This window comes from Bacillus sp. FSL M7-1020, assembly GCF_038050415.1.
GTDB classification, from domain to species: domain Bacteria; phylum Bacillota; class Bacilli; order Bacillales; family Bacillaceae_G; genus Bacillus_A; species Bacillus_A toyonensis.
This window is the reverse complement of sequence record NZ_JBBOTW010000001.1, coordinates 4,553,139-4,573,074: the sequence shown is the minus strand read 5'-3', so window position 1 is coordinate 4,573,074 and position 19,936 is coordinate 4,553,139. Positions and strand designations below refer to the sequence as shown.

At 36.9% G+C, this 19,936-nt stretch carries 19 protein-coding genes and 1 other annotated feature; of the genes, 14 read left to right on the top strand and 5 right to left on the bottom strand.

Annotated features, from left to right (window positions below):
• Window positions 1–292: 292 nt before the first annotated feature.
• Window positions 293–1,186, bottom strand: coding sequence for a YitT family protein (locus MHB70_RS23645; protein ID WP_000530041.1), 894 nt, complete (start codon window positions 1,184–1,186; stop codon window positions 293–295).
• 277 nt (window positions 1,187–1,463) lie between these two features.
• Between MHB70_RS23645 and MHB70_RS23640 the strand changes: the two genes are divergently transcribed.
• The 3 genes from MHB70_RS23640 to MHB70_RS23630 all read left to right on the top strand — a co-directional run bounded on the left by MHB70_RS23640 (window position 1,464) and on the right by MHB70_RS23630 (window position 3,504).
• Entirely contained in the window at window positions 1,464–1,748 is a 285-nt protein-coding gene (locus MHB70_RS23640) for a hypothetical protein (RefSeq protein WP_000394928.1), read from the top strand.
• A gap of 28 nt (window positions 1,749–1,776) precedes the next feature.
• Window positions 1,777–2,559 carry a membrane protein insertase YidC gene (yidC, locus tag MHB70_RS23635; RefSeq protein WP_000920530.1) on the top strand — a complete coding sequence of 261 codons (783 nt, stop codon included), beginning with the start codon at window positions 1,777–1,779 and terminating at the stop codon, window positions 2,557–2,559.
• A 129-nt stretch (window positions 2,560–2,688) separates the two neighbouring features.
• A complete protein-coding gene (locus tag MHB70_RS23630) occupies window positions 2,689–3,504 on the top strand; it encodes a hypothetical protein (protein ID WP_000730876.1) in 816 nt (271 codons plus the stop codon).
• Window positions 3,505–3,582: 78 nt separating this feature from the next.
• On the opposite strand, the gene MHB70_RS23625 is transcribed toward MHB70_RS23630, so the two are convergent.
• Window positions 3,583–3,810 (bottom strand): hypothetical protein, encoded by a 228-nt coding sequence (locus MHB70_RS23625; RefSeq protein ID WP_000562240.1) that lies wholly within the window; start codon window positions 3,808–3,810, stop codon window positions 3,583–3,585.
• A gap of 165 nt (window positions 3,811–3,975) precedes the next feature.
• Window positions 3,976–4,212 (top strand) — a binding site (T-box leader).
• A gap of 65 nt (window positions 4,213–4,277) precedes the next feature.
• Here MHB70_RS23625 and MHB70_RS23620 point away from each other — a divergent pair.
• The 3 genes from MHB70_RS23620 to MHB70_RS23610 all read left to right on the top strand — a co-directional run bounded on the left by MHB70_RS23620 (window position 4,278) and on the right by MHB70_RS23610 (window position 7,142).
• Window positions 4,278–5,588 (top strand): APC family permease, encoded by a 1,311-nt coding sequence (locus tag MHB70_RS23620; protein WP_000546326.1) that lies wholly within the window; start codon window positions 4,278–4,280, stop codon window positions 5,586–5,588.
• A 107-nt stretch (window positions 5,589–5,695) separates the two neighbouring features.
• Window positions 5,696–6,880 (top strand): MFS transporter, encoded by a 1,185-nt coding sequence (locus MHB70_RS23615; protein WP_154698718.1) that lies wholly within the window; start codon window positions 5,696–5,698, stop codon window positions 6,878–6,880.
• Window positions 6,881–6,959: 79 nt separating this feature from the next.
• Window positions 6,960–7,142: a hypothetical protein gene (locus tag MHB70_RS23610; RefSeq protein ID WP_000287384.1), complete on the top strand. Its 183-nt coding sequence runs from the start codon at window positions 6,960–6,962 to the stop codon at window positions 7,140–7,142.
• 27 nt (window positions 7,143–7,169) lie between these two features.
• On the opposite strand, the gene MHB70_RS23605 is transcribed toward MHB70_RS23610, so the two are convergent.
• Window positions 7,170–7,928: a TrmB family transcriptional regulator gene (locus MHB70_RS23605; RefSeq protein ID WP_000939466.1), complete on the bottom strand. Its 759-nt coding sequence runs from the start codon at window positions 7,926–7,928 to the stop codon at window positions 7,170–7,172.
• A 185-nt stretch (window positions 7,929–8,113) separates the two neighbouring features.
• Here MHB70_RS23605 and MHB70_RS23600 point away from each other — a divergent pair, with 185 nt between their 5' ends.
• The 4 genes from MHB70_RS23600 to MHB70_RS23585 all read left to right on the top strand — a co-directional run bounded on the left by MHB70_RS23600 (window position 8,114) and on the right by MHB70_RS23585 (window position 12,095).
• On the top strand, window positions 8,114–10,114 hold the full coding sequence (locus MHB70_RS23600) for a methyl-accepting chemotaxis protein (protein WP_061530582.1): 2,001 nt from the start codon (window positions 8,114–8,116) through the stop codon (window positions 10,112–10,114).
• Window positions 10,115–10,191: 77 nt separating this feature from the next.
• The gene (locus tag MHB70_RS23595) at window positions 10,192–10,494 is read left to right on the top strand and encodes an MTH1187 family thiamine-binding protein (RefSeq protein WP_001018860.1); all 303 of its coding nucleotides are present in this window, start codon (window positions 10,192–10,194) and stop codon (window positions 10,492–10,494) included.
• 48 nt (window positions 10,495–10,542) lie between these two features.
• The gene (locus MHB70_RS23590) at window positions 10,543–10,788 is read left to right on the top strand and encodes a YusU family protein (protein WP_001290590.1); all 246 of its coding nucleotides are present in this window, start codon (window positions 10,543–10,545) and stop codon (window positions 10,786–10,788) included.
• A gap of 389 nt (window positions 10,789–11,177) precedes the next feature.
• Complete coding sequence (locus MHB70_RS23585; RefSeq protein WP_000436777.1) at window positions 11,178–12,095, top strand: proline dehydrogenase family protein; 918 nt, start codon at window positions 11,178–11,180, stop codon at window positions 12,093–12,095.
• Between the two features lie 22 nt (window positions 12,096–12,117).
• Here MHB70_RS23585 and MHB70_RS23580 read toward each other — a convergent pair whose 3' ends face one another.
• Window positions 12,118–12,957: a D-alanyl-D-alanine carboxypeptidase family protein gene (locus MHB70_RS23580; protein WP_000831453.1), complete on the bottom strand. Its 840-nt coding sequence runs from the start codon at window positions 12,955–12,957 to the stop codon at window positions 12,118–12,120.
• A 97-nt stretch (window positions 12,958–13,054) separates the two neighbouring features.
• The gene (locus MHB70_RS23575) at window positions 13,055–13,201 is read right to left on the bottom strand and encodes a YuzL family protein (protein WP_001096344.1); all 147 of its coding nucleotides are present in this window, start codon (window positions 13,199–13,201) and stop codon (window positions 13,055–13,057) included.
• Between the two features lie 237 nt (window positions 13,202–13,438).
• On the opposite strand from MHB70_RS23575, the gene MHB70_RS23570 reads away from it, so the two are divergent.
• From MHB70_RS23570 to MHB70_RS23555, 4 genes are all read left to right on the top strand, one after another.
• Window positions 13,439–15,820 carry a 3-hydroxyacyl-CoA dehydrogenase/enoyl-CoA hydratase family protein gene (locus MHB70_RS23570; RefSeq protein ID WP_000486351.1) on the top strand — a complete coding sequence of 794 codons (2,382 nt, stop codon included), beginning with the start codon at window positions 13,439–13,441 and terminating at the stop codon, window positions 15,818–15,820.
• Between the two features lie 21 nt (window positions 15,821–15,841).
• Window positions 15,842–17,014 carry an acetyl-CoA C-acetyltransferase gene (locus tag MHB70_RS23565; RefSeq protein WP_001206331.1) on the top strand — a complete coding sequence of 391 codons (1,173 nt, stop codon included), beginning with the start codon at window positions 15,842–15,844 and terminating at the stop codon, window positions 17,012–17,014.
• A 274-nt stretch (window positions 17,015–17,288) separates the two neighbouring features.
• Window positions 17,289–19,073: an acyl-CoA dehydrogenase family protein gene (locus MHB70_RS23560; RefSeq protein WP_000416287.1), complete on the top strand. Its 1,785-nt coding sequence runs from the start codon at window positions 17,289–17,291 to the stop codon at window positions 19,071–19,073.
• A gap of 116 nt (window positions 19,074–19,189) precedes the next feature.
• Window positions 19,190–19,909 (top strand): MBL fold metallo-hydrolase, encoded by a 720-nt coding sequence (locus MHB70_RS23555; RefSeq protein WP_000767044.1) that lies wholly within the window; start codon window positions 19,190–19,192, stop codon window positions 19,907–19,909.
• Window positions 19,910–19,936: the final 27 nt, after the last annotated feature.

Sequence of the window (19,936 nt, the reverse complement as noted above, 5' to 3'; positions counted from 1 at the left end):
GGTATAGTATATTGAAGTGAATTTTAGTTGTACGTATCTTTTTATAAAAAGATTAGTGAAGAATAACTAAGATGATCGGTTTTTAAACCGTTACGTGTATGGTGACTGAAATATACCCGACTTCTCGTTTCTTTTTGTTTGTAAAATATGAGAAACTTCCAAGTCTATATACTCTTTTTTTGTGAGTCTGTTTTCATTATAACACATTTAGGGACACAATAATAGAATTATCTGATTTTGTAATAAGTGTAAAAAATAAAAAGCGCAAGGAATGTTAGTTCCTTGCGCTTTTTTATATGCGTTTGAAACGGCCGACAATTTCAACTGTTTCAGTAATGTTCATGAATGCTTTGTTATCCACTTGACGGATAATACGTTTCATTTCGCCTAACTCATATCGAGTCACGACAGTGTAAATCATTTTTTTCTTATGGTTTGTATAGCCGCCGACAGCATCTACCATTGTCACCCCGCGTATGCCGTGATGTAATAGTGCGCTTTTTATTTCCTCACCTTTTTCTGTAACTGTCATTATCGTTAATTTAATATGTTTTGTATGCACGGCATCAATTACTTTGCTGACTACAAACCGGCTAATTAACGTATAAAGCGTAATATCCCATCCGAAAATAAATCCTGCTGCAACAAGTAAGATCAAGTTGAATCCAAAGATGATTGCTCCAATCGAAATATCTCGATGTTTTGCTACAATCAATCCAACGACATCAAAACCACCTGTTGAAGAAGCAAATCGGAATATGATTCCTGAAGCTGCTCCGCAAATTACACCACCGAATACAGAAGAAAGTAAAATATCGTCTGAAACTTGATGTACTGGGATAATGTTCATCGCTAAAGATGATACAGCTACAAAATACGCTGTTAAAAAGGTTGTCTTCTTGCCTAAGTAAAAGTGACTTAAAATAAGAAGAGGAATGTTTAGTAAAAAGATAAGTGCACCGATATTGTAATGCATTAAATAACCGATAATCATCCCTACACCAGCAAATCCACCGCTAATCATATTATGCGGGATAAAAAACATGTTCATAGAAATTGCATACAAAATAGAAGCTATGAAAATAACAACCAACTGTATCATAAATTCTAAGTGAAATGTTTTAGCTGCTGGGAAAGATAAAAAGGCGGTGTCGGGAACGTAATCGGCGTCTCCTAGTTGACCCATAGTATGTTTCATCTCCATATTCATTTTTGATTACAAGAAGAGAATAAAGGTTTTTTCAAAAACTGGCAATAGTTTTATTATAATGCAAAAATTTTATAAATTTCTAATAAATCAAGCCTATTCATTGATGTGCGTGAATATACTAAAGAAAGCGAATACAATGTTTCTTAATTATTGTTTTCTTGAGAAAATATGCAAAATACTTTTTTTGAAAATAAAAGGAAATAGAGAATATTTGCCCGATGTGCTAAAATGAGCTTATTAAGGATGTGAAGCGATGGAATTTTTATTGCAGGATGCAATTCTATATATATCGTTTGTAACAACGGCGCTTTGTTTATTAGAAGTTTTCTTCCTTGCCAATGTTTCTCGCTTTGTGCGTCAGCAAGCATCGAGCGGTAAACAAAGAGCTTTTGCGTTAGTTGATACATGTGAAGATAGTGCAGGAAATGTAACGCTATTTTCTATTTTTTATAAATATGGAATGATTCGTTCTGTTCGCAGACAAGAATCAAGTGAAGAGAATGACGAGGTCGGTCCGTATACACCAATGTTTCGCTAAATAATTACGAAACATTGGAGGAATGAACATGTTAAAATCATATCGAGCTGTGCTCGTTAGTTTATCATTATTACTTGTTTTTGTTTTATCTGGTTGCAGTAATGCGGCCCCAATTGATGCACATAGTACTGGGATTTGGGATCATTACTTTGTATATCCAATCTCGTTTATGATTCAATTTGTTGCTCATCATATACCTGGAGCTAGCTTCGGGATTGCGATCATTATCATGACGCTCGTTATTCGTTCAGCAATGATTCCATTAGCTGTTTCACAATACCGTAGCCAAGCGAAAATGAAAAAAATGCAACCTGAATTGCAGAAGCTAAAGAAAAAATACGGTGATGTAAGCAAAGATCTTGAAAAACAAAAGCAGTATCAAAAAGAAATGTCAGAACTAATGAAATCAGGCGGTTGGAATCCACTTGCTGGTTGTTGGCCAATCTTTATACAAATGCCGATTTTCTCTGCTTTGTATTATGCGATTAGCCGAACAGAAGAGATTCGCACATCTTCATTTTTATGGGTGAACTTAGGACATGCAGATCCATATCATATATTACCGATTATTGCAGCGTTAACGACATTTATTCAGATGAAAGTTTTCCAATCTAATATCACACCTGGAGAACAAGTACAAATGCTAAAAATGCAGCAAATTATGATGCCAGCAATGATTCTATTTATGGGATTTGCGGCGCCATCAGGTCTTGTACTGTATTGGATTACAGGTAACCTATTTACAATGACACAAACAATTGTATTAAGAAAAATAATGGAACGTGAAGAATTACAATTACAAAAAGCTTAGAACAACGCCGCTCGTGATGAGCGGTGTTTTTTTGTTAAGTCGTTAAGGGAATTTTAAGAAACCAATATTACTATAGGCATTGTATACGAAAGTGTACATGCTTTAGAAATATGAAGGAGGAAATTTCCTATGAAGAAGAAAACAGTTGGGTATTTAGCAATTGCAGGTGCTTTATCATTTGGAATTATAGGAGGAGTGGGTGTACCAGCATTTGCGGCAACGAATACTCCAGCAGTGGATCAGCCTACAAAAACGGTGAAGAAAGATTTAGATGACGCTACAAAACAAAAAGTGAAAACAATTATGGACGATACAAAGAAACAATTAGAGGAGCTAGGTGTAAAGCTTCCAGAGAAAGAAAAACGTAAAGATATGCTTGCGGGATTAGATGATCAAACGAAAGAAAAAGCAAAATCAATTTTAGAGCAAGAGAAATCTGGAAAGTTAACACATGAACAAGCGCAAGAAGAATTAACAAAGCTAGGTGTGAAATTGCCGGAGAAGGGTAAACACAAGGATATGTTTGCAGGATTAGATGATCAGGCGAAAGTAAAAGCAAAGTCAATTTTAGAGCAAGAGAAATCCGGAAAATTAACACGTGAACAAGCAAAAGAAGAATTAACAAAGCTAGGCGTGAAATTGCCAGAGAAGGGTAAACATAAGGATATGTTTGCAGGATTAGATGATCAGGCGAAAGAAAAAGCGAAATCGATTTTAGAGCAAGAGAAATCCGGAAAATTAACACGTGAACAAGCAAAAGAAGAATTAACAAAGTTAGGCGTGAAACTTCCAGGGAAAGAGAAGCATGAAGACATCTTCGCGGGATTAGATGAAGCAACAAAGGCAAAAGCAAAAGCAGTTCTAGAAAATGAAAAGAAACAATTAGAGGAATTAAATGTGAATCTTCCACATCATAAATTTTTTATGAAAAAAGAAGATAAATAATTGAGTTATGTATCTTTCGTGTGGGCAACCGGAAGGTACATGCGAGGACCGATTTCTACTTATAGAAATCGGTCTCTTTTAATGATTCAATAAAATTCTTTTCATTGTTAGTATGTATCCAAAGATGCAGTAGAAGATTGCAAAACCGATAAACACTTCCGTATATTGATATTTACCCAATACGTAGAAGGAAACAGCTGGCATAATAGCTACCGCTAAAATGCTATAACCAGGATACTTTTGCCGATGCATGATAGCGAATAGAACGGAGAGAAACGTAGCGATGATACAAAAGACAGCAATCATTATTGGTGCACCTCCTAAATAGATTGTACCATTTTTAGGGAAATGGAGAAGTGTCGTACCTTCTGTTATAATATAAGAAGAGAAATATTTCTTATGTTATATAAAAAATATATTGATTTTTTCTAACAATTCAATATAATGAACAATAACTACAAAATTCGACATCAAGAAGTGATGATGAGGACATGATCAATTTTTTACGATTCTCAGAGAGGGAAGCCTTTGGCTGTGAGCTTCCTAGTACGGGAAAATAGATTACCACCTCTGAACTGCAGCAGTGAACGGATACCTAGTAATTGCTTGCCGGCAAAAACCGTTATTTAGACTTGAGAAATTGGTGAAGTATGTAACTTTGCGAATTGAAACAAGGGTGGAACCACGAATATAACACTCGTCCCTTTTTTAGGGAGGAGTGTTTTTTTATTTCATTTTTGCATCACACTAGGATTGGAAGGAGGATACGCAGCATGCATCATGATGAGAAAAACAAAATTGGTTTAACAGTAGCGCTTTCTATCGTAGTAGGGACTATCATTGGATCTGGTGTGTTTATGAAACCAGGGAGCGTATTAGATTACTCAGGGAGTTCTAATATGGCTATTCTTGCTTGGGTAATTGGTGGTCTGTTGACACTAGCAAGTGGTTTAACAGTAGCTGAAATTGGAGCGCAAATCCCGAAAAATGGTGGGTTGTATACGTATTTAGAGGAGATTTACGGAAGTTTTTGGGGGTATTTATCAGGCTGGATGCAAACGATTGTGTATGGCCCAGCTATTATTGGAACGTTAGGGTTGTATTTTAGTTCTTTAATGATCAATTTTTTCTATTTAGATAAAGTATGGAATTTACCAATCGCAATTGGTACCGTTGTGTTCCTAGGCGTTGTAAATAGTATGGGGACAAAATATGGAGGTATCGTCCAAACGGTTACGACAATAGGGAAGATGATTCCGATCATTTTAATTGTTGTATTAGGCTTTTGGAAAGGAAATAGTGATATTTTTAACGTAGTAGTGCCGATATCAGAAAATCAAAGTATAGGTATGGCAATTTTAGCAACTTTATTTGCTTATGACGGTTGGATTTTACTCGCTTCCATCGGCGGAGAAATGAAGAATCCAACAAAGTTATTACCGAAGGCAATGACAGTTGGTATTTTAATTGTAACTGCTGCTTACGTATTAATTAACTTGGCGTTACTGAATGTATTACCAGCAACACAAATTGTAGACCTTGGAGAAAATGCAACAGCGACAGCTGCAGGCATGCTACTTGGAGAATATGGCGGAAAAATTATTAGTATCGGTATTATCGTTTCTATTTTCGGTTGTTTAAATGGAAAGATTTTAACGTTCCCACGTATCCCGATGTCGATGGCAGAACGTGGACAACTTCCATTTGCTAAGTTTATTGCAAAGGAAAGTCCGAGATTTAAAACACCAGCAAATGCAATTACTGTTGAAATCATTTTAGGAATTATTTTAATGATTATTAGTGATCCAAATAAGCTATCTGAGATTTCCGTATTCATTATTTATATTTTCTATGTAATGACGTTTATTGGTGTCTTCATTTTAAGAAAACGTAATAAGAATAAAGAGCGTGCATATAGTGTACCTTTATTCCCAATCGTACCAATCGTAGCGATTTTAGGTTCGTTCTTTGTAATTGGTAGTGCAATTATCAATGATCCGGTAAGTTGTTTCTTATCAATTGGAATTGTCTTTACTGGACTTCCGGTGTATTGGTATTTAAATAAGAAGAAAGAAACTGAATGATGGAGGGGTAGGTGTATAATGCGCCTACCTTTTTTATTGTAAAAAAATTGTACTTGCTTACAGTTTCTATTTTGGTTACTATAATAGTAGTAACCAAAATAGAAAGCGTGGGGAAAGACTTGAATTTTCGTGTATATATTTTAGCTATTGCGGCTTTCGTAGTCGGAACGGTTGAGCTAATTATAGGAGGAACGCTTGATTTAGTTGCCAATGATTTAGGAGTATCTATTAGCGCAGCTGGTCAGCTTATAACAATATTTTCAGTAGTATTTGCTTTATCAGGTCCAGTTTTATTAGCGGTAACAGGAAAGTTTGAAAGAAAAACATTATACATTGGGGCATTATCAATTTTCTTAATCGGAAATATTATTTCAGCATTTAGTGTAAATTACGAAATGTTAATGTTCTCAAGGGTAATTTGTGCGGCAAGTGGTTCATTAATTATTGCGCTATCTGTAACACTTGCTTCTAGCGTTGTAGAACCGCATTTTCGTGCGCGTGCAATTGGAATTATTTTCATGGGGATTAGTGGCTCTCTCGTACTTGGGGTACCACTTGGTCTTGTGCTCGGCAATGAATATGGATGGCGTGCACCATTTGTATTCATTTCGATATTAACAGTTATGGCAATCGCTTGTATTTCATTATTCTTAACGAAAGTACCGCCGACATCGGTGTTATCAATAAGAGAACAAATTGCTACGTTGAAAGATAAAAAAATTGTGAGTGCACAGTTAACATCATTTTTATTTTTAACAGGTCATTTAACACTGTATGCATACTTAACACCATTTTTAAAAGATGTGATGCATGTGGAAGCGAACTGGATTAGTGTGTTTTACTTCATTTTCGGAATCGCAGCGGTACTTGGAGGCGGCCTTGGGGGCTTGCTTGCTGATAAATGGGGATCGAAGAAAAGTATTATTTCCATCATTATCGTATTTGCATGTGCAATCTTTATGTTGCCAATGATGACATTTTCATTCCCGCTCTTCATTATTATGATGGGACTTTGGAGTATGCTGAGCTGGGCTATTTCACCAGCACAACAAAATTACTTAATTGAAATTGCACCAGAATCAGCTGGTATTCAGCAAAGTTTAAATAACTCTGCCCTTCACTTAGGAATTGCGCTCGGTTCAACAGTAGGCGGAGTTGTTATTGAAAAATCATCTGTTATATATAACTCTTGGGTAGGCGGTGGCTTTATTATATTAGCACTGCTTTGTGCGATTTTCTCCATTACGAGAGGACGTTCTACTCAGTTTGTGAAAGAAGAATCTATCGTTTGATAGGTTCTTTTTTTATTTGTAAAAAATGGAAGGGGTTAGTAGGAAAATGAAGAAGTTATATATAGCGAGGTGATAGTATATGTATTCAAGTTTTTCAATCATTGGTTTTTTATTTACGATCATACCATTCTTTCTTGTAATTTTTCTCTTTAGATGGGTTCGTTTCATTTATCAAAATTCAGAGAAACAAGTGGAGCAAAATGAGAAAATCATTGAGCTGTTGATGGATATAAAGGAACAAAATGAAAAGGAGTCTAAGTGAACAACTAGACTCCTTTTTATTATTTAATTAGTATCTTAATTTCATCAACAAACTTTTAATTTCCTCATCTTCCATAAAGAGATCATGGTGTTTCTGGGTAATTTTCGCAAGTGCAACGTCATGATAGAAGAATTCTGTAAAGAACTTCACGAAAGGTTGTGACATTGTTTTCATTGCTTGCCATGACTCTTGTTCTACACCAGCAAATAAAATTTCACGGTCGTCAACGATGAGTAGTAAGTAGCGCTCTAATGCATTAGGTTCTTCAGCTGGGATTAGAAAATGCATGTTTTCTAAATCTGTTTCTACTTTTCCAACTATAAGGGACTCAATTTGGACGCCTTGTTTTGCTTTTTGTTCTAGTAAAGGAAGGTATTCTGAAAGAGTGTCATTCCAAGCTGAAATACGAATCGATTCTTTTGCACTTTCAATGAGCTCTTTACTTTGAACTCGAATAGAAGATTGCATCTTTAAGCTCCACACACGGTCATCCGTAAATGATTTTTTTGATATATTCGTTTCTAAGTCTTGAATATTTGCTTGGAATTCTGTCGTTAATTTTTCAATTGCTAGTTTTAGTGGTAATGCTGTATACAACTTTTTCTTTTCTGAAACAGAATCCATTACCATTCCTTTATCTATCAGGCGTGCTAGCACTTCATATATTTTTGCTTTTGGAACACCAGAGTGCTTCACAATTGTTGTAGCATCTAACGGTTCATTGCTTGATACGACAACTTCATAAGCTTGGCTTTCATATTGTGAGAAACCGAATTTTTGTAACATAGTTCCCTCCGAACGAATGAGATTATATTTTAAGGATAATGAACTATTTGTTTTTGCACAAGTGTTAGGAGTATTCCTATGTGAATGGGGTGAGAATTAATTTCAATTTTTTAATTTTATCCATTATACTTAATATAGTGATTAATATTATTACAATACAACGATAAGGGGATGCTTGGGGGAAGATGTTAAGAAGTTTACGTTTAAAAATTGCGGTAGTGTTTTCAGTTCTTATTTCTATGATGTTCGTAATATTGGGTACAGCTATGTATCAATTACAGAAAGAGAAAGAAGTAAGTTCCTTAGACCAGTATTCTCAAAATACGATGGATCTTGTGACAGAGCAACTTACGACATTTGTTCAAAGAACTGATGAAGATATGGGGTATTATGCGAACAGTGAGATGATTCGTAATATGATTCAAGATGGAATTACTCCAGAAGAGGAAGCGTTTTTGACGAAAGAGTTTTTGGAGTATAAAAAGAACCATCCTGGTATTTTAGATTTATATATTGGTACGAGAGATAAAAAAACATTAAGTGCCAATCTTGCTGAAGGTGGAAAAGTGCCGGAAGGATATGATCCAACGACAAGACCATGGTATAAAGATTCAGAGGCTGATGTGAAAAAGGTTCATTGGGGACAACCTTCATATGAAATCGCGACAGGAAAGTTAAGTGTAGGGGTTTCTAAAGCTATTACGTCTGAAGATGGATCTGTATTAGGCGTTGTTGCGATGGATGTATCGCTCGGAACAATTCAGAAGTTACTTCATAATATTCAATACAATAATGACGGAGAAATGTTTATTATAAATGATAAAAATATAGCTCTTGTTTACCCAGAAAAGATAGGGAAAGATATTTCTAAAGAGCCATTGCTGAAGAGTTTAAATAAAGATGTCACAAAATATGCTGAAACTACATTAAAAGGTGAAGATGTAGTTGTCTATAGTCAGTTATTTGATGCGATGAAATGGAAGATAGGAATTTTTTATCCGAAACAAACGATTGATGGATTGTTAAGTAGTATGAGAAATACAGTCATTATAATGGGATGTATTAGTTTATTAGTTGGAATAGTAGCTTCTTATTTATTCTCAAGAAGATTAGCAAGACCACTGCAATTATTAACGAATCACGTTCAAAAAGTAGCAGAAGGAGATTTAACACTGCAAATGAAAGTGACAAGTAAAGATGAGGTTGGAGAGCTGACGAACCATTTTAATCATATGGTTGGGCAAATGAATGAAATGGTAAGTAAAATTAAAAATAGTGTATCAACAGTGCAGCAATCAACGAATAATCTCCATTATTTAACGAATGAAACGGTGGCCGCTAGTAGAGAAGTGTCAGGTGCAATGGATGATGTGAGCGGGGGAGCATCTACTCTTGCCAATAGTGTAGATGAAGTTTCAGCTCAGCTTGAGAACATGGCGCAGTCAGTGGAAGAAATGAATAGCTCCGTTGGTGAAATAAAAGGAGTGGCTGGTAAAGCGGAAAAGGCATCTAAGCAAGGGTTAAATACGATGCAAAATTTAGTTCGTACAAGAGGAGAGTCATCTTCGATTGTTGTTCATACAGAGGAAGCATCTGGTAAGTTAGAGCAAAAAGTCGGATCGATTCAAAATGTTGTAGAGCTTATAAAAGGTATTTCCGATCAAACGAACTTACTTGCTTTAAACGCTTCGATTGAAGCAGCACGTGCAGGTGAGCAAGGTAAGGGATTTGCAGTTGTGGCTGAAGAAGTTCGAAAGTTAGCGGAACAATCAAAAGAGGCAACAGGAGAAATCGCAACGATGATTGGCGATGTCCAATTAGAAGTAAAACGAGTTGTAGAGGTCGTAAGTAAATTGAAAGATATTGCTGATATACAAAATAAAGTGACGACAGAGGCAGAGGCGGAATTCCGTACAATTATGTCGGTTGTAAATACGATTAGTATCTCAGTTGAAAAAATTGTAGAAGAAGTAAACAATATAGGTCACGAGCAAGGTGAAATTACAGAGGTAATGCATACAATTGCTAGTACGAGTCAAGAAAGTGCAGCTGTATCTGAAGAGGTAAATGCTGCAACTGAATCGCAAGTGAATCATTTAGAAAAGGTAGCTCATACGATGGAAAGCTTGACAGAGCATATGAGAGATTTAGAAAGATTAGTCGAGCAGTTTAAAGTGGAAGAGTAACATATTAGTAAAATGATGAGGATTTCGGTAAAATAGACAATGGATATATAAGAAGCAATTATAGGAGGAAAACTACTATGGCAATTGTTGACGTTTCGATTATTCCAGTAGGAACAGGTAATCCAAGTGTTAGTGAATATGTAGCAGAAGTACAAAAGGTGCTAGAGAAAAATGCAGATCGCGTGAAGTATCAATTAACACCAATGAATACAATTATTGAAGGAGATCTTCCTGTCATTCTAGAAGTCATTCAACAAATGCATGAAGTTCCATATACGAAAGGTGCACAGCGCGTTGCGACAACAATTCGTATCGATGATCGTCGTGATAAAGTAAGCACAATGGAGAAGAAATTAAACTCTGTTCGATCAAAATTATAAGAAAAAGCAGCGATCTTCGCTGCTTTTTTCATATAGGAGGTAGATAAGATGAGTGAAAAGTTTAACGAACAATTTGATGGGTTGTTAGAGAAATACACGGAACTATTACTTGGAGAGAGCAATGAAGAAAGAAAAGAACAGGTGCAGAAGTGGGCACTGTATTCTTACATAGCTAAGACGATGCCGGCTTTAGTTAAGCATTGGAATGAGACGTATCCCGATGCGAAAGAAGAAATGGTACAGTTAATCTCGGATATAAAAAAGATAAATGAAGAGAAGCGAAATGAAAAATAAGAGAGCTTGAGGTGAATGTCACCTTAAGCTTTTTTTATCTCGTAAAAGCCCGATTGGTGAGGGTTAATAATCAGAGGGGGAGGGCCCGCCTTATTCTAATTGAATTTTCACTTTATTAATATCTTTATATAATTTATATGGAATATAAAGGGTTTTATAGACATGTCGAATATTTTCGACATGTCTATTTGAGGCCCAGTAAACCCGTTTTTTCTAAATGTCGAAAAATATTCCCTTTATATTTGTAAGCAAGAATATAAGGTTTTAAATGTTTTTATAGTATTTTATAAATTGTCTAAATAATTATTTGTATCAAATAATTTTAAAGAATGATATAATTTCGAAGAGGGGTAAAAAACAGATAAATTACAGTCATAGGGGTGAATTACATGGAACAATTAATGCGAAATTCGTTTCTTTTCTTGTCAAAAAATAAAGCGCTAACAAAGTTAGCTAAAAAGTACGGTTTACGCTTTGGAGCAGGTCGTTTTGTCGCAGGGGAGACAATCGAATTAGCGACAGCAGCTATTAAACAATTGAACAAGCAAGGCCTTTGTGTAACGATCGATTATTTAGGTGAATTTGTTGATAACGAAGCGGAAGCAAATGAAATGGCTAGCGAATCGATTGAAGCGATTCGTGCAATTGGAAGAGAAGGTCTTAATTCGCAGCTTTCTTTAAAGATGACTTCTATGGGATTAGATATCTCTGATGAAATCGTAATGAACAATATGCGCCGTATTTTAGAAGCTGGAAAAGAAAATGGTGTGTTTATTACAATTGATATGGAAGACTATACGCGCTGCGGGAAAACAATTGAGATCTTTAAACAATTAAAATCTGAATACGATAATATTGGTACAGTTATTCAAGCTTACTTATATCGTACAGAAAAAGATATGGAAGAATTAAATGCTTATAGTCCTAATTTACGTCTTGTAAAAGGAGCTTATAAAGAACCTGAAGATGTAGCGTTCCCGGATAAGAAAGATGTAGATGATAACTATAAAAAAATTATTAAAATGCACTTATTAAATGGAAATTATACTGCAATTGCTTCACATGACGAAGCAATTATTGAATATACGAAAAAACTTGCCGAAGAACACAATATTCCAAGAGACCAATTTGAATTCCAAATGTTATATGGTATTCGTAATGAGCGTCAACTTGAGCTTGTAAAAGAAGGCTACAAGATGCGTGTTTATGTACCTTATGGAAACGACTGGTATGGCTATTTCATGCGCCGTCTAGCAGAGCGTCCAGCGAACGTTGCGTTCGTATTAAAAGGTATGGTTAAAAAATAACCAAGGAGAACATACTCCTTGGTTATTTTAATTGCTTAAATGCGTAATGTGCCATTTTCTTCGTATCAGGATATAGTTGCGCGCGAGTAGAAGATAATACGACGTTAATAACGCGTTTACCGTCTTTCTCATCAACAGTTACGACCGTATATTTTCCGAGTGCAGATAAACCGCTTTTACTTCCAATCGCATATGGATCGTCATATAGTTCCTCTCGTCCATAGTTTGCGATTTTTGGAGAGCGTTCAGAAGTATGTAGAGTTGTATGTACTGAATTCATATATTGTAAAACGATTGGGTATTTTAATGCTTCTTTCGTAATAATGGCAATGTCATATGGTGATACTTTATTTCCAAGTGCATCAGCACCACTTGCGTTTTTGAAAGTTGCATGCTTTGTACCAAGTTCCTTCGCTCTAGCATTCATCATTTTCACAAACTCATTTTTTGATCCTGCGATATGTTCTGCAATTGACTCAGAGATTGGGTCTGCACTAATGATAAGCATAAGTTTTAATGCCTCATCCCGTTTTAATTTTTCCCCAGCACGCAGCTTAATTTTTTTACTTTGACTTTCTGTTTTTATTGCGTTTTCTGTAACTGTAATTTCTTCATTTTCTTTTACATTCTCTAGTAAGAGAAGGGTTGTCATCATTTTGGCTATACTAGCCGGATAAGAGCGTTCATCTTCGCGTTTTCCATACAAAATTTCACCTGTGTCTGCATCGATTGTAATTCCGTATTGCCCCGTGATACTAGGCTGATCACCTCTTACAGTTTGGTGTCTTTGTGCATAAGAGAAGAAAATCATCCCTGTAAATAGTGTAGCAATCATTACAATCATAACTATTGTTCGTTTCATCATCGTTCCCTCTTTTGTTTTCCATATGTACAAATAAATTGGGCAGAAAAAGCAGCCATTAATCATTATGCCACGTTTTCTGCCCAAAAATATACCGTTATTTTTCGCCCATATTATGCTTCTTATATTGTTGGTTATTACCTTGACGGCCCTTTTCCACACCGTGATTATGTGGACCTGCATTTCCAGTTACGCTTGCTGCGCTAATTCCAGCTTTTGAAGGGTTCTTCTTAAGTTTTGCCATATATATTCCTCCAGTTTCGTCAGATTATAAAAAGGAAAAGTGTATTTGAGTGAAGAAAATACATATATATAGCATGGGCAAATAAAAGAAAAATATTTATTTCAGAAAATTTTATCAATAAATATATTGCGAAAATTCAAACTGTATCATATATTTATTAGTAGAGGCTCACTCATTGATTGCGACTTATGTCGAAAAATTGAATGAGCATTCATTCAAGAATAGGGGGAGAATTGGATGTTCCAAATTAAAAAGGCTGCTGTTCTAGGTTCAGGCGTAATGGGTTCAGGAATTGCGGCACACTTAGCTAATATTGGTATTCCGACATTATTGCTTGATATTGTACCACCTGCGCTAACAAAAGAAGAGGAAGCGAAGGGACTTACATTAGAACATAAAAGTGTGAGAAATCGTTTTAGTAATACGGCACTGCAAAAACTATTGAAGCAAAAACCAGCTCCTCTGACAGTGAAAGGAAATTTAGCACTGATTGAAGCAGGTAACTTAGAAGATGATCTTGAGCGTCTAGCTGATGTAGATTGGATTATTGAAGTAGTAGTTGAAAACTTAGATATTAAAAAGAAATTATTTGAAAGAGTAGATGCTGTTCGTAAACCAGGTTCTATTGTTAGCTCAAATACGTCAGGCATTTCCGTTGAAAAAATGGCAGAAGGTCGTTCAGACGACTTCCAGAAACACTTCTTAGGAACACACTTTTTTAACCCACCACGATATTTAAAACTTCTAGAGGTAATACCGACGAAAGAAACTGATCCACAAGTATTAAGCTTCATGAAATTATTTGGCGAAGACGTTCTTGGAAAAGGCGTTGTTATCGCAAAAGATACACCAAACTTTATTGGAAACCGCATTGGTACGTACGGCTTGCTTGTAACGCTTCAAGAAATGATTAAGCGCGGCTATAGCATTGGAGAAGTTGATTCTGTAACGGGTCCATTAATTGGTCGTCCGAAGAGCGCAACGTTCCGCACATTAGATGTTGTTGGTTTAGATACATTCGTACACGTTGCAAATAACGTATATGAAAACGTACAAGAAGAAGAGCGTGATGTATTTAAAGTACCAACTTTCATGCATGACATGCTTGATAAAAAATGGCTTGGAAGTAAAACTGGTCAAGGCTTCTTCTTAAAACAAGGAAAAGAAATTTTAGAATTAAATCCTGAAACGATGGAATACGAAGCGCGCAAAAAATTAAAAGCTGCATCCGTAGAGTTAAGTAAGCAAGAAAAAGGATTAGCGAATAAATTGAAAGCGCTTGTATACGCGAAAGACCGCGCAGGTGAGTTGTTATGGAATATCATCACACCAACTCTTTTATACTCTGCAAAGCTTCATAAAGAAATTGCTGACGATATCGTGGCAATTGATCAAGCGATGAAATGGGGCTTCGGTTGGGAGCAAGGACCATTTGAAATTTGGGATGCAATCGGCGTTGAAAAATCGATTCAAAAGATGGAAGAAAACGGCGTAAATGTACCAGCTTGGGTAAAAGAAATGGTAGAGAAAGGTTTTACTACTTTCTATAAACATGATAACGGCGATAGCTACTATTACGATAATGGTGAATATAAGCTAATCGAGCGTAATAAAAAAGCAATTTCTCTTAAACAATTAAAAGAGAAAAATGGCGTATTAAAGAAAAATAGCGGCGCGAGCTTAATTGATTTAGGTGACGGCATCCTTTGCTTAGAATTCCATTCGAAGAGCAATGCAATCGGTATGGATATTACACAAATGATTAACTACGCTGTTGATGAAGTAGAAAAGAATTATAAAGGTCTTGTTATCGGGAACCAATCGAAGAACTTCTGTGTTGGTGCTAACCTTGCAATGATTTTAATGGAAGCACAAGACGACAATTACTTTGAAATTGAGTTGGTTGTGAAAAACTTCCAAGATGCAATGACGAAAATTAAGTACTCTTCTAAGCCAGTTGTAGCAGCTCCATACGGTATGACACTTGGTGGTGGTACAGAAGTTTGCTTACCGGCTGCTAGCATTCAAGCTTCTAGTGAAACGTATATGGGCTTAGTAGAAGTTGGTGTTGGCTTAATCCCTGGCGGAGGCGGTAATAAAGAGCTATACATTAAACACTTAAATAAAATGCCAAACGGTGTAGAGTTTGATCTGCAAAAAGTTGCGAATAAAGTGTTCGAATCTGTAGCGATGGCGAAAGTTTCTACATCAGCACAAGAAGCTGTATCGAACAACTTCTTAGGCGATAAAGACGGTATTAGTGTGAATGGTGATCACTTACTATATGATGCGAAACAGAAAGCACTTGCTTTATATGAAGCTGGCTATAAAGCACCGATTCGTAAAAAGATACCAGTTGTTGGCGAAACAGGATATGCAACTCTTGTACTTGGTGCAGAAGCAATGCATTTATCTGGTTACATTTCTGAACATGATCTTCACATTGCGAAGAAACTTGCATATGTCATTGCGGGCGGAAAAGTGCCGTACGGAACAGAAGTTGATGAGCAGTATTTATTAGATGTAGAACGTGAAGCATTTATTAGCTTAGTAAGTGAGATGAAATCACAAGCAAGAATGCAGCACATGCTTGTAAAAGGAAAGCCATTACGTAACTAATAACGAGGGGAGATATCGTTCATGAGAGAAGCTGTCATTGTTGCGGGAGCAAGAACACCAATTGGAAAAGCAAAGAGGGGTTCATTAAAAACAGTTCGTCCTGACGATCTAGGGGCGTTAGTAGTAAAGGAAACGTTAAAGCGTGCGAATTATGAAGGACCAATAGATGATTTAATTTTCGGTTGTGCGATGCCAGAAGCAGAGCAAGGTTTAAATATGGCTCGTAATATCGGCGGATTAGCAGGGCTTTCTTACGATGTTCCAGCTATTACAATTAACCGTTACTGTTCTTCTGGTTTACAAAGTATCGCTTATGGAGCAGAGCGCATTATGCTTGGACACTCTGAAGCTGTATTATCAGGCGGAGCGGAATCAATGAGCTTAGTTCCGATGATGGGACACGTCGTTCGTCCGAATAGTCGCCTTGTAGAAGCGGCTCCAGAATATTATATGGGCATGGGACATACAGCAGAGCAAGTTGCTGTGAAATATGGAATTTCTCGTGAAGAGCAAGATGCATTTGCAGTAAGAAGTCATCAACGTGCTGCAAAAGCATTAGCGGCAGGGAACTTTGCTGATGAAACAGTATCTGTAGATGTGACGTTACGCTCGGTTGGATCAAACAATAAATTGCAAGAAGAAACAATCATTTTCGCACAAGACGAAGGTGTAAGAGCAGAGACGACGCTAGACATTTTAGGTAAATTACGTCCAGCATTTAACGTTCGCGGTTCTGTAACGGCTGGTAACTCTTCACAAATGAGTGACGGTGCAGCATCTGTACTATTAATGGATCGTGAAAAAGCAGTGAGCGATGGCATGAAGCCACTTGCGAAATTCCGTTCATTTGCAGTAGCTGGCGTACCACCAGAAGTAATGGGAATCGGCCCAATCGCTGCAATTCCAAAAGCGTTAAAACTAGCTGGCTTAGAGCTATCTGATATTGGCTTATTCGAACTAAACGAAGCATTCGCTTCTCAATCGATCCAAGTTATTCGTGAACTTGGTTTAGATGAAGAAAAAGTAAACGTAAACGGTGGTGCAATTGCACTTGGACATCCACTTGGCTGTACAGGAGCAAAACTAACACTATCTCTTATTCACGAAATGAAACGCCGCAACGAACAATTCGGTATCGTAACAATGTGTATCGGCGGCGGAATGGGAGCAGCGGGAGTGTTTGAATTACTATAAAAAAAGTGCAAGCCACCGAACATTCTAGCCGCTGGAACTGGATTATAAAAAAAGTGGAAGTGGCTCGCTCAGAACAGGAGGGCGTTGGAAGCCCTGACGAAGAGGCGCTTTTTGCCTCACAGGAAGGGGTGAAACGACCGACTGTTTTAGCCACTGGAACTGGATTATGAAAAAAAGAATGGAAGCAACAAAGGTTTATAAAAAATAAACGGGAGAGCCAGTTTCTTTCAAAAAGAGAGAAGCGGCTCATGAAAATATGAAGGAGGAAATTTTCATGGAAAAAACAGTAGGAAATGCGGTTAAAGGCGGTAGCTTTTTAGTTGATGAGATTACGATTGATCAAGTGTTTACGCCAGAAGATTTTTCATCTGAGCATAAAATGATTGCAAAAACGACAGAGGACTTTATCGTAAATGAAGTTCTTCCAGAGCTTGAATATTTAGAGCAACATGAGTTTGATCGTTCTGTTCGTCTTTTAAAAGAAGCTGGGGAACTTGGTTTATTAGGTGCTGACGTACCAGAAGAGTACGGTGGAATTGGTCTTGATAAAGTAAGCTCAGCGTTAATCGCAGAGAAATTCTCTCGCGCTGGTGGTTTTGCAATTACTCACGGTGCTCACGTAGGTATTGGATCGTTACCGATCGTATTATTCGGTAACGAAGAGCAAAAGAAAAAGTATTTACCATTACTTGCAACTGGTGAAAAATTAGCTGCATACGCATTAACAGAGCCAGGTTCAGGATCTGACGCATTAGGTGCAAAAACAACTGCACGTTTAAATGCAGAAGGTACACATTACGTATTAAATGGTGAAAAACAGTGGATTACAAACTCTGCATTCGCTGACGTATTTATCGTATATGCAAAAATCGATGGAGAGCACTTCTCAGCATTTATCGTAGAGAAAGAATATGCTGGCGTATCTACAAGCCCAGAAGAAAAGAAAATGGGTATTAAATGTTCTTCAACTCGTACGTTAATTTTAGAAGATGCATTAGTACCAAAAGAGAACTTACTTGGTGAAATCGGTAAAGGTCATATTATCGCGTTCAACATTTTAAATATCGGTCGTTATAAATTAGGTGTTGGTACAGTTGGATCTGCGAAACGTGCAGTAGAAATTTCAGCACAATATGCAAACCAACGTCAACAGTTCAAACAACCAATCGCTCGCTTCCCATTAATTCAAGAGAAACTTGCGAATATGGCAGCGAAAACATATGCAGCTGAAAGCTCTGTATATCGTACAGTAGGTTTATTCGAAAGCCGCATGAGCACATTATCTGAAGAAGAAGTGAAAGACGGTAAAGCAGTAGCAGCTTCTATCGCTGAATATGCAATCGAGTGCTCTTTAAATAAAGTATTCGGTTCTGAAGTATTAGACTATACAGTAGATGAAGGTGTTCAAATTCACGGTGGTTACGGATTTATGGCAGAATACGAGATTGAAAGAATGTACCGCGATTCTCGTATTAACCGTATTTTCGAAGGAACGAACGAAATTAACCGCCTAATCGTACCAGGTACGTTCTTACGTAAAGCGATGAAAGGTGAATTACCACTTCTTCAAAAAGCACAAAAATTACAAGAAGAGTTAATGATGATGATGCCAGAAGAAGTAGGCGATGAGCCATTAGCACTTCAAAAATATTTAGTAACTAACGCGAAGAAAATCGGCTTAATGGTAGCTGGATTAGCGGCTCAAAAATACGGTAAAGCATTAGATAAAGAGCAAGAAATTCTTGTGAATATCGCTGACATCGTAAGCAACCTTTATGCAATGGAATCAGCTGTTCTTCGTACAGAAAAAGCAATTAAAACAACTGGTCTTGAAAAGAATAAACAAAAAGTGTTATACACTGAAGTATTCTGCCAAGAAGCATTCAACGAAATCGAAGCAGATGCGAAAGAAACACTTATCGCAGTTGAAAACGGCGACATGCTGCGCATGATGTTATCATCATTACGTAAATTAACTCGTCACACGCCACTTAACGTAATTCCGAAGAAACGTGAAATCGCTGCGAAAATTTTAGAAGATGAGCGTTATACAGTTTAATAGATGAAAAGGAACCAGTGGCCGTTTGGCTGCTGGTTTTTTTATTGATGGATTCTTGAAAAGGGTTGTTTTACATATGTATTTGTAAACAGCTCTTTTTCATGGAGGGATAGGAGATGAAGTTAATAAAAGTAGGAACAGTTCATCAAATCGCATTTTTACCGCGTCTATTTCCGATTAACTGTTACTTTGTCGAAGAAGAAACAGGATTAACGTTAATTGATGCAGCTTTGCCATTTTGTGCAAAGAAGATTTTAGAAGCGGCTCGAAAACTAGGAAAACCGATTACGAATATCGTTATAACACATGCACATGATGACCATGTAGGAGCGCTTGATGCTATAAAACAAGAACTGCCGAATGTCTCGGTCTATATTTCTGAAAGAGATGCTCGTTTACTTGAAGGGGATTTGTCACTGCAATTCGGAGAACCAGGCACGCAAGTAAAAGTGAGTGTGTCAAAAAGGATAAAGACGATTCCAGATATCCTTCTTCAAGAGGGAGATCAAATTGGTTCACTTGTAGCAATTGCAGCCCCAGGCCATACACCAGGATCAATGGCGTTTTTAGACACGAGAAATGATGCGCTCATTGTTGGAGATGCATTTCAAACGAGAGGAGGAGTGGCGGTAGCAGGACAGTTGATGTGGCTTTTTCCGTTTCCTATGTTTGGTACGTGGGATGCAGAAGTTTCATTAAAAAGCGCTCAGAAATTGCTAGAGTATAAGCCGTCTATATTAGCGACAGGGCATGGGAAGATGATTAAAAATCCGTTAGTGCAAATGCAACGGGCGATTGAAGAAGCGGAAAGGAATTTAACTAGAAAGAGCCTTTAATTGTTTAGAGGCTCTTTTTTGCTAAAT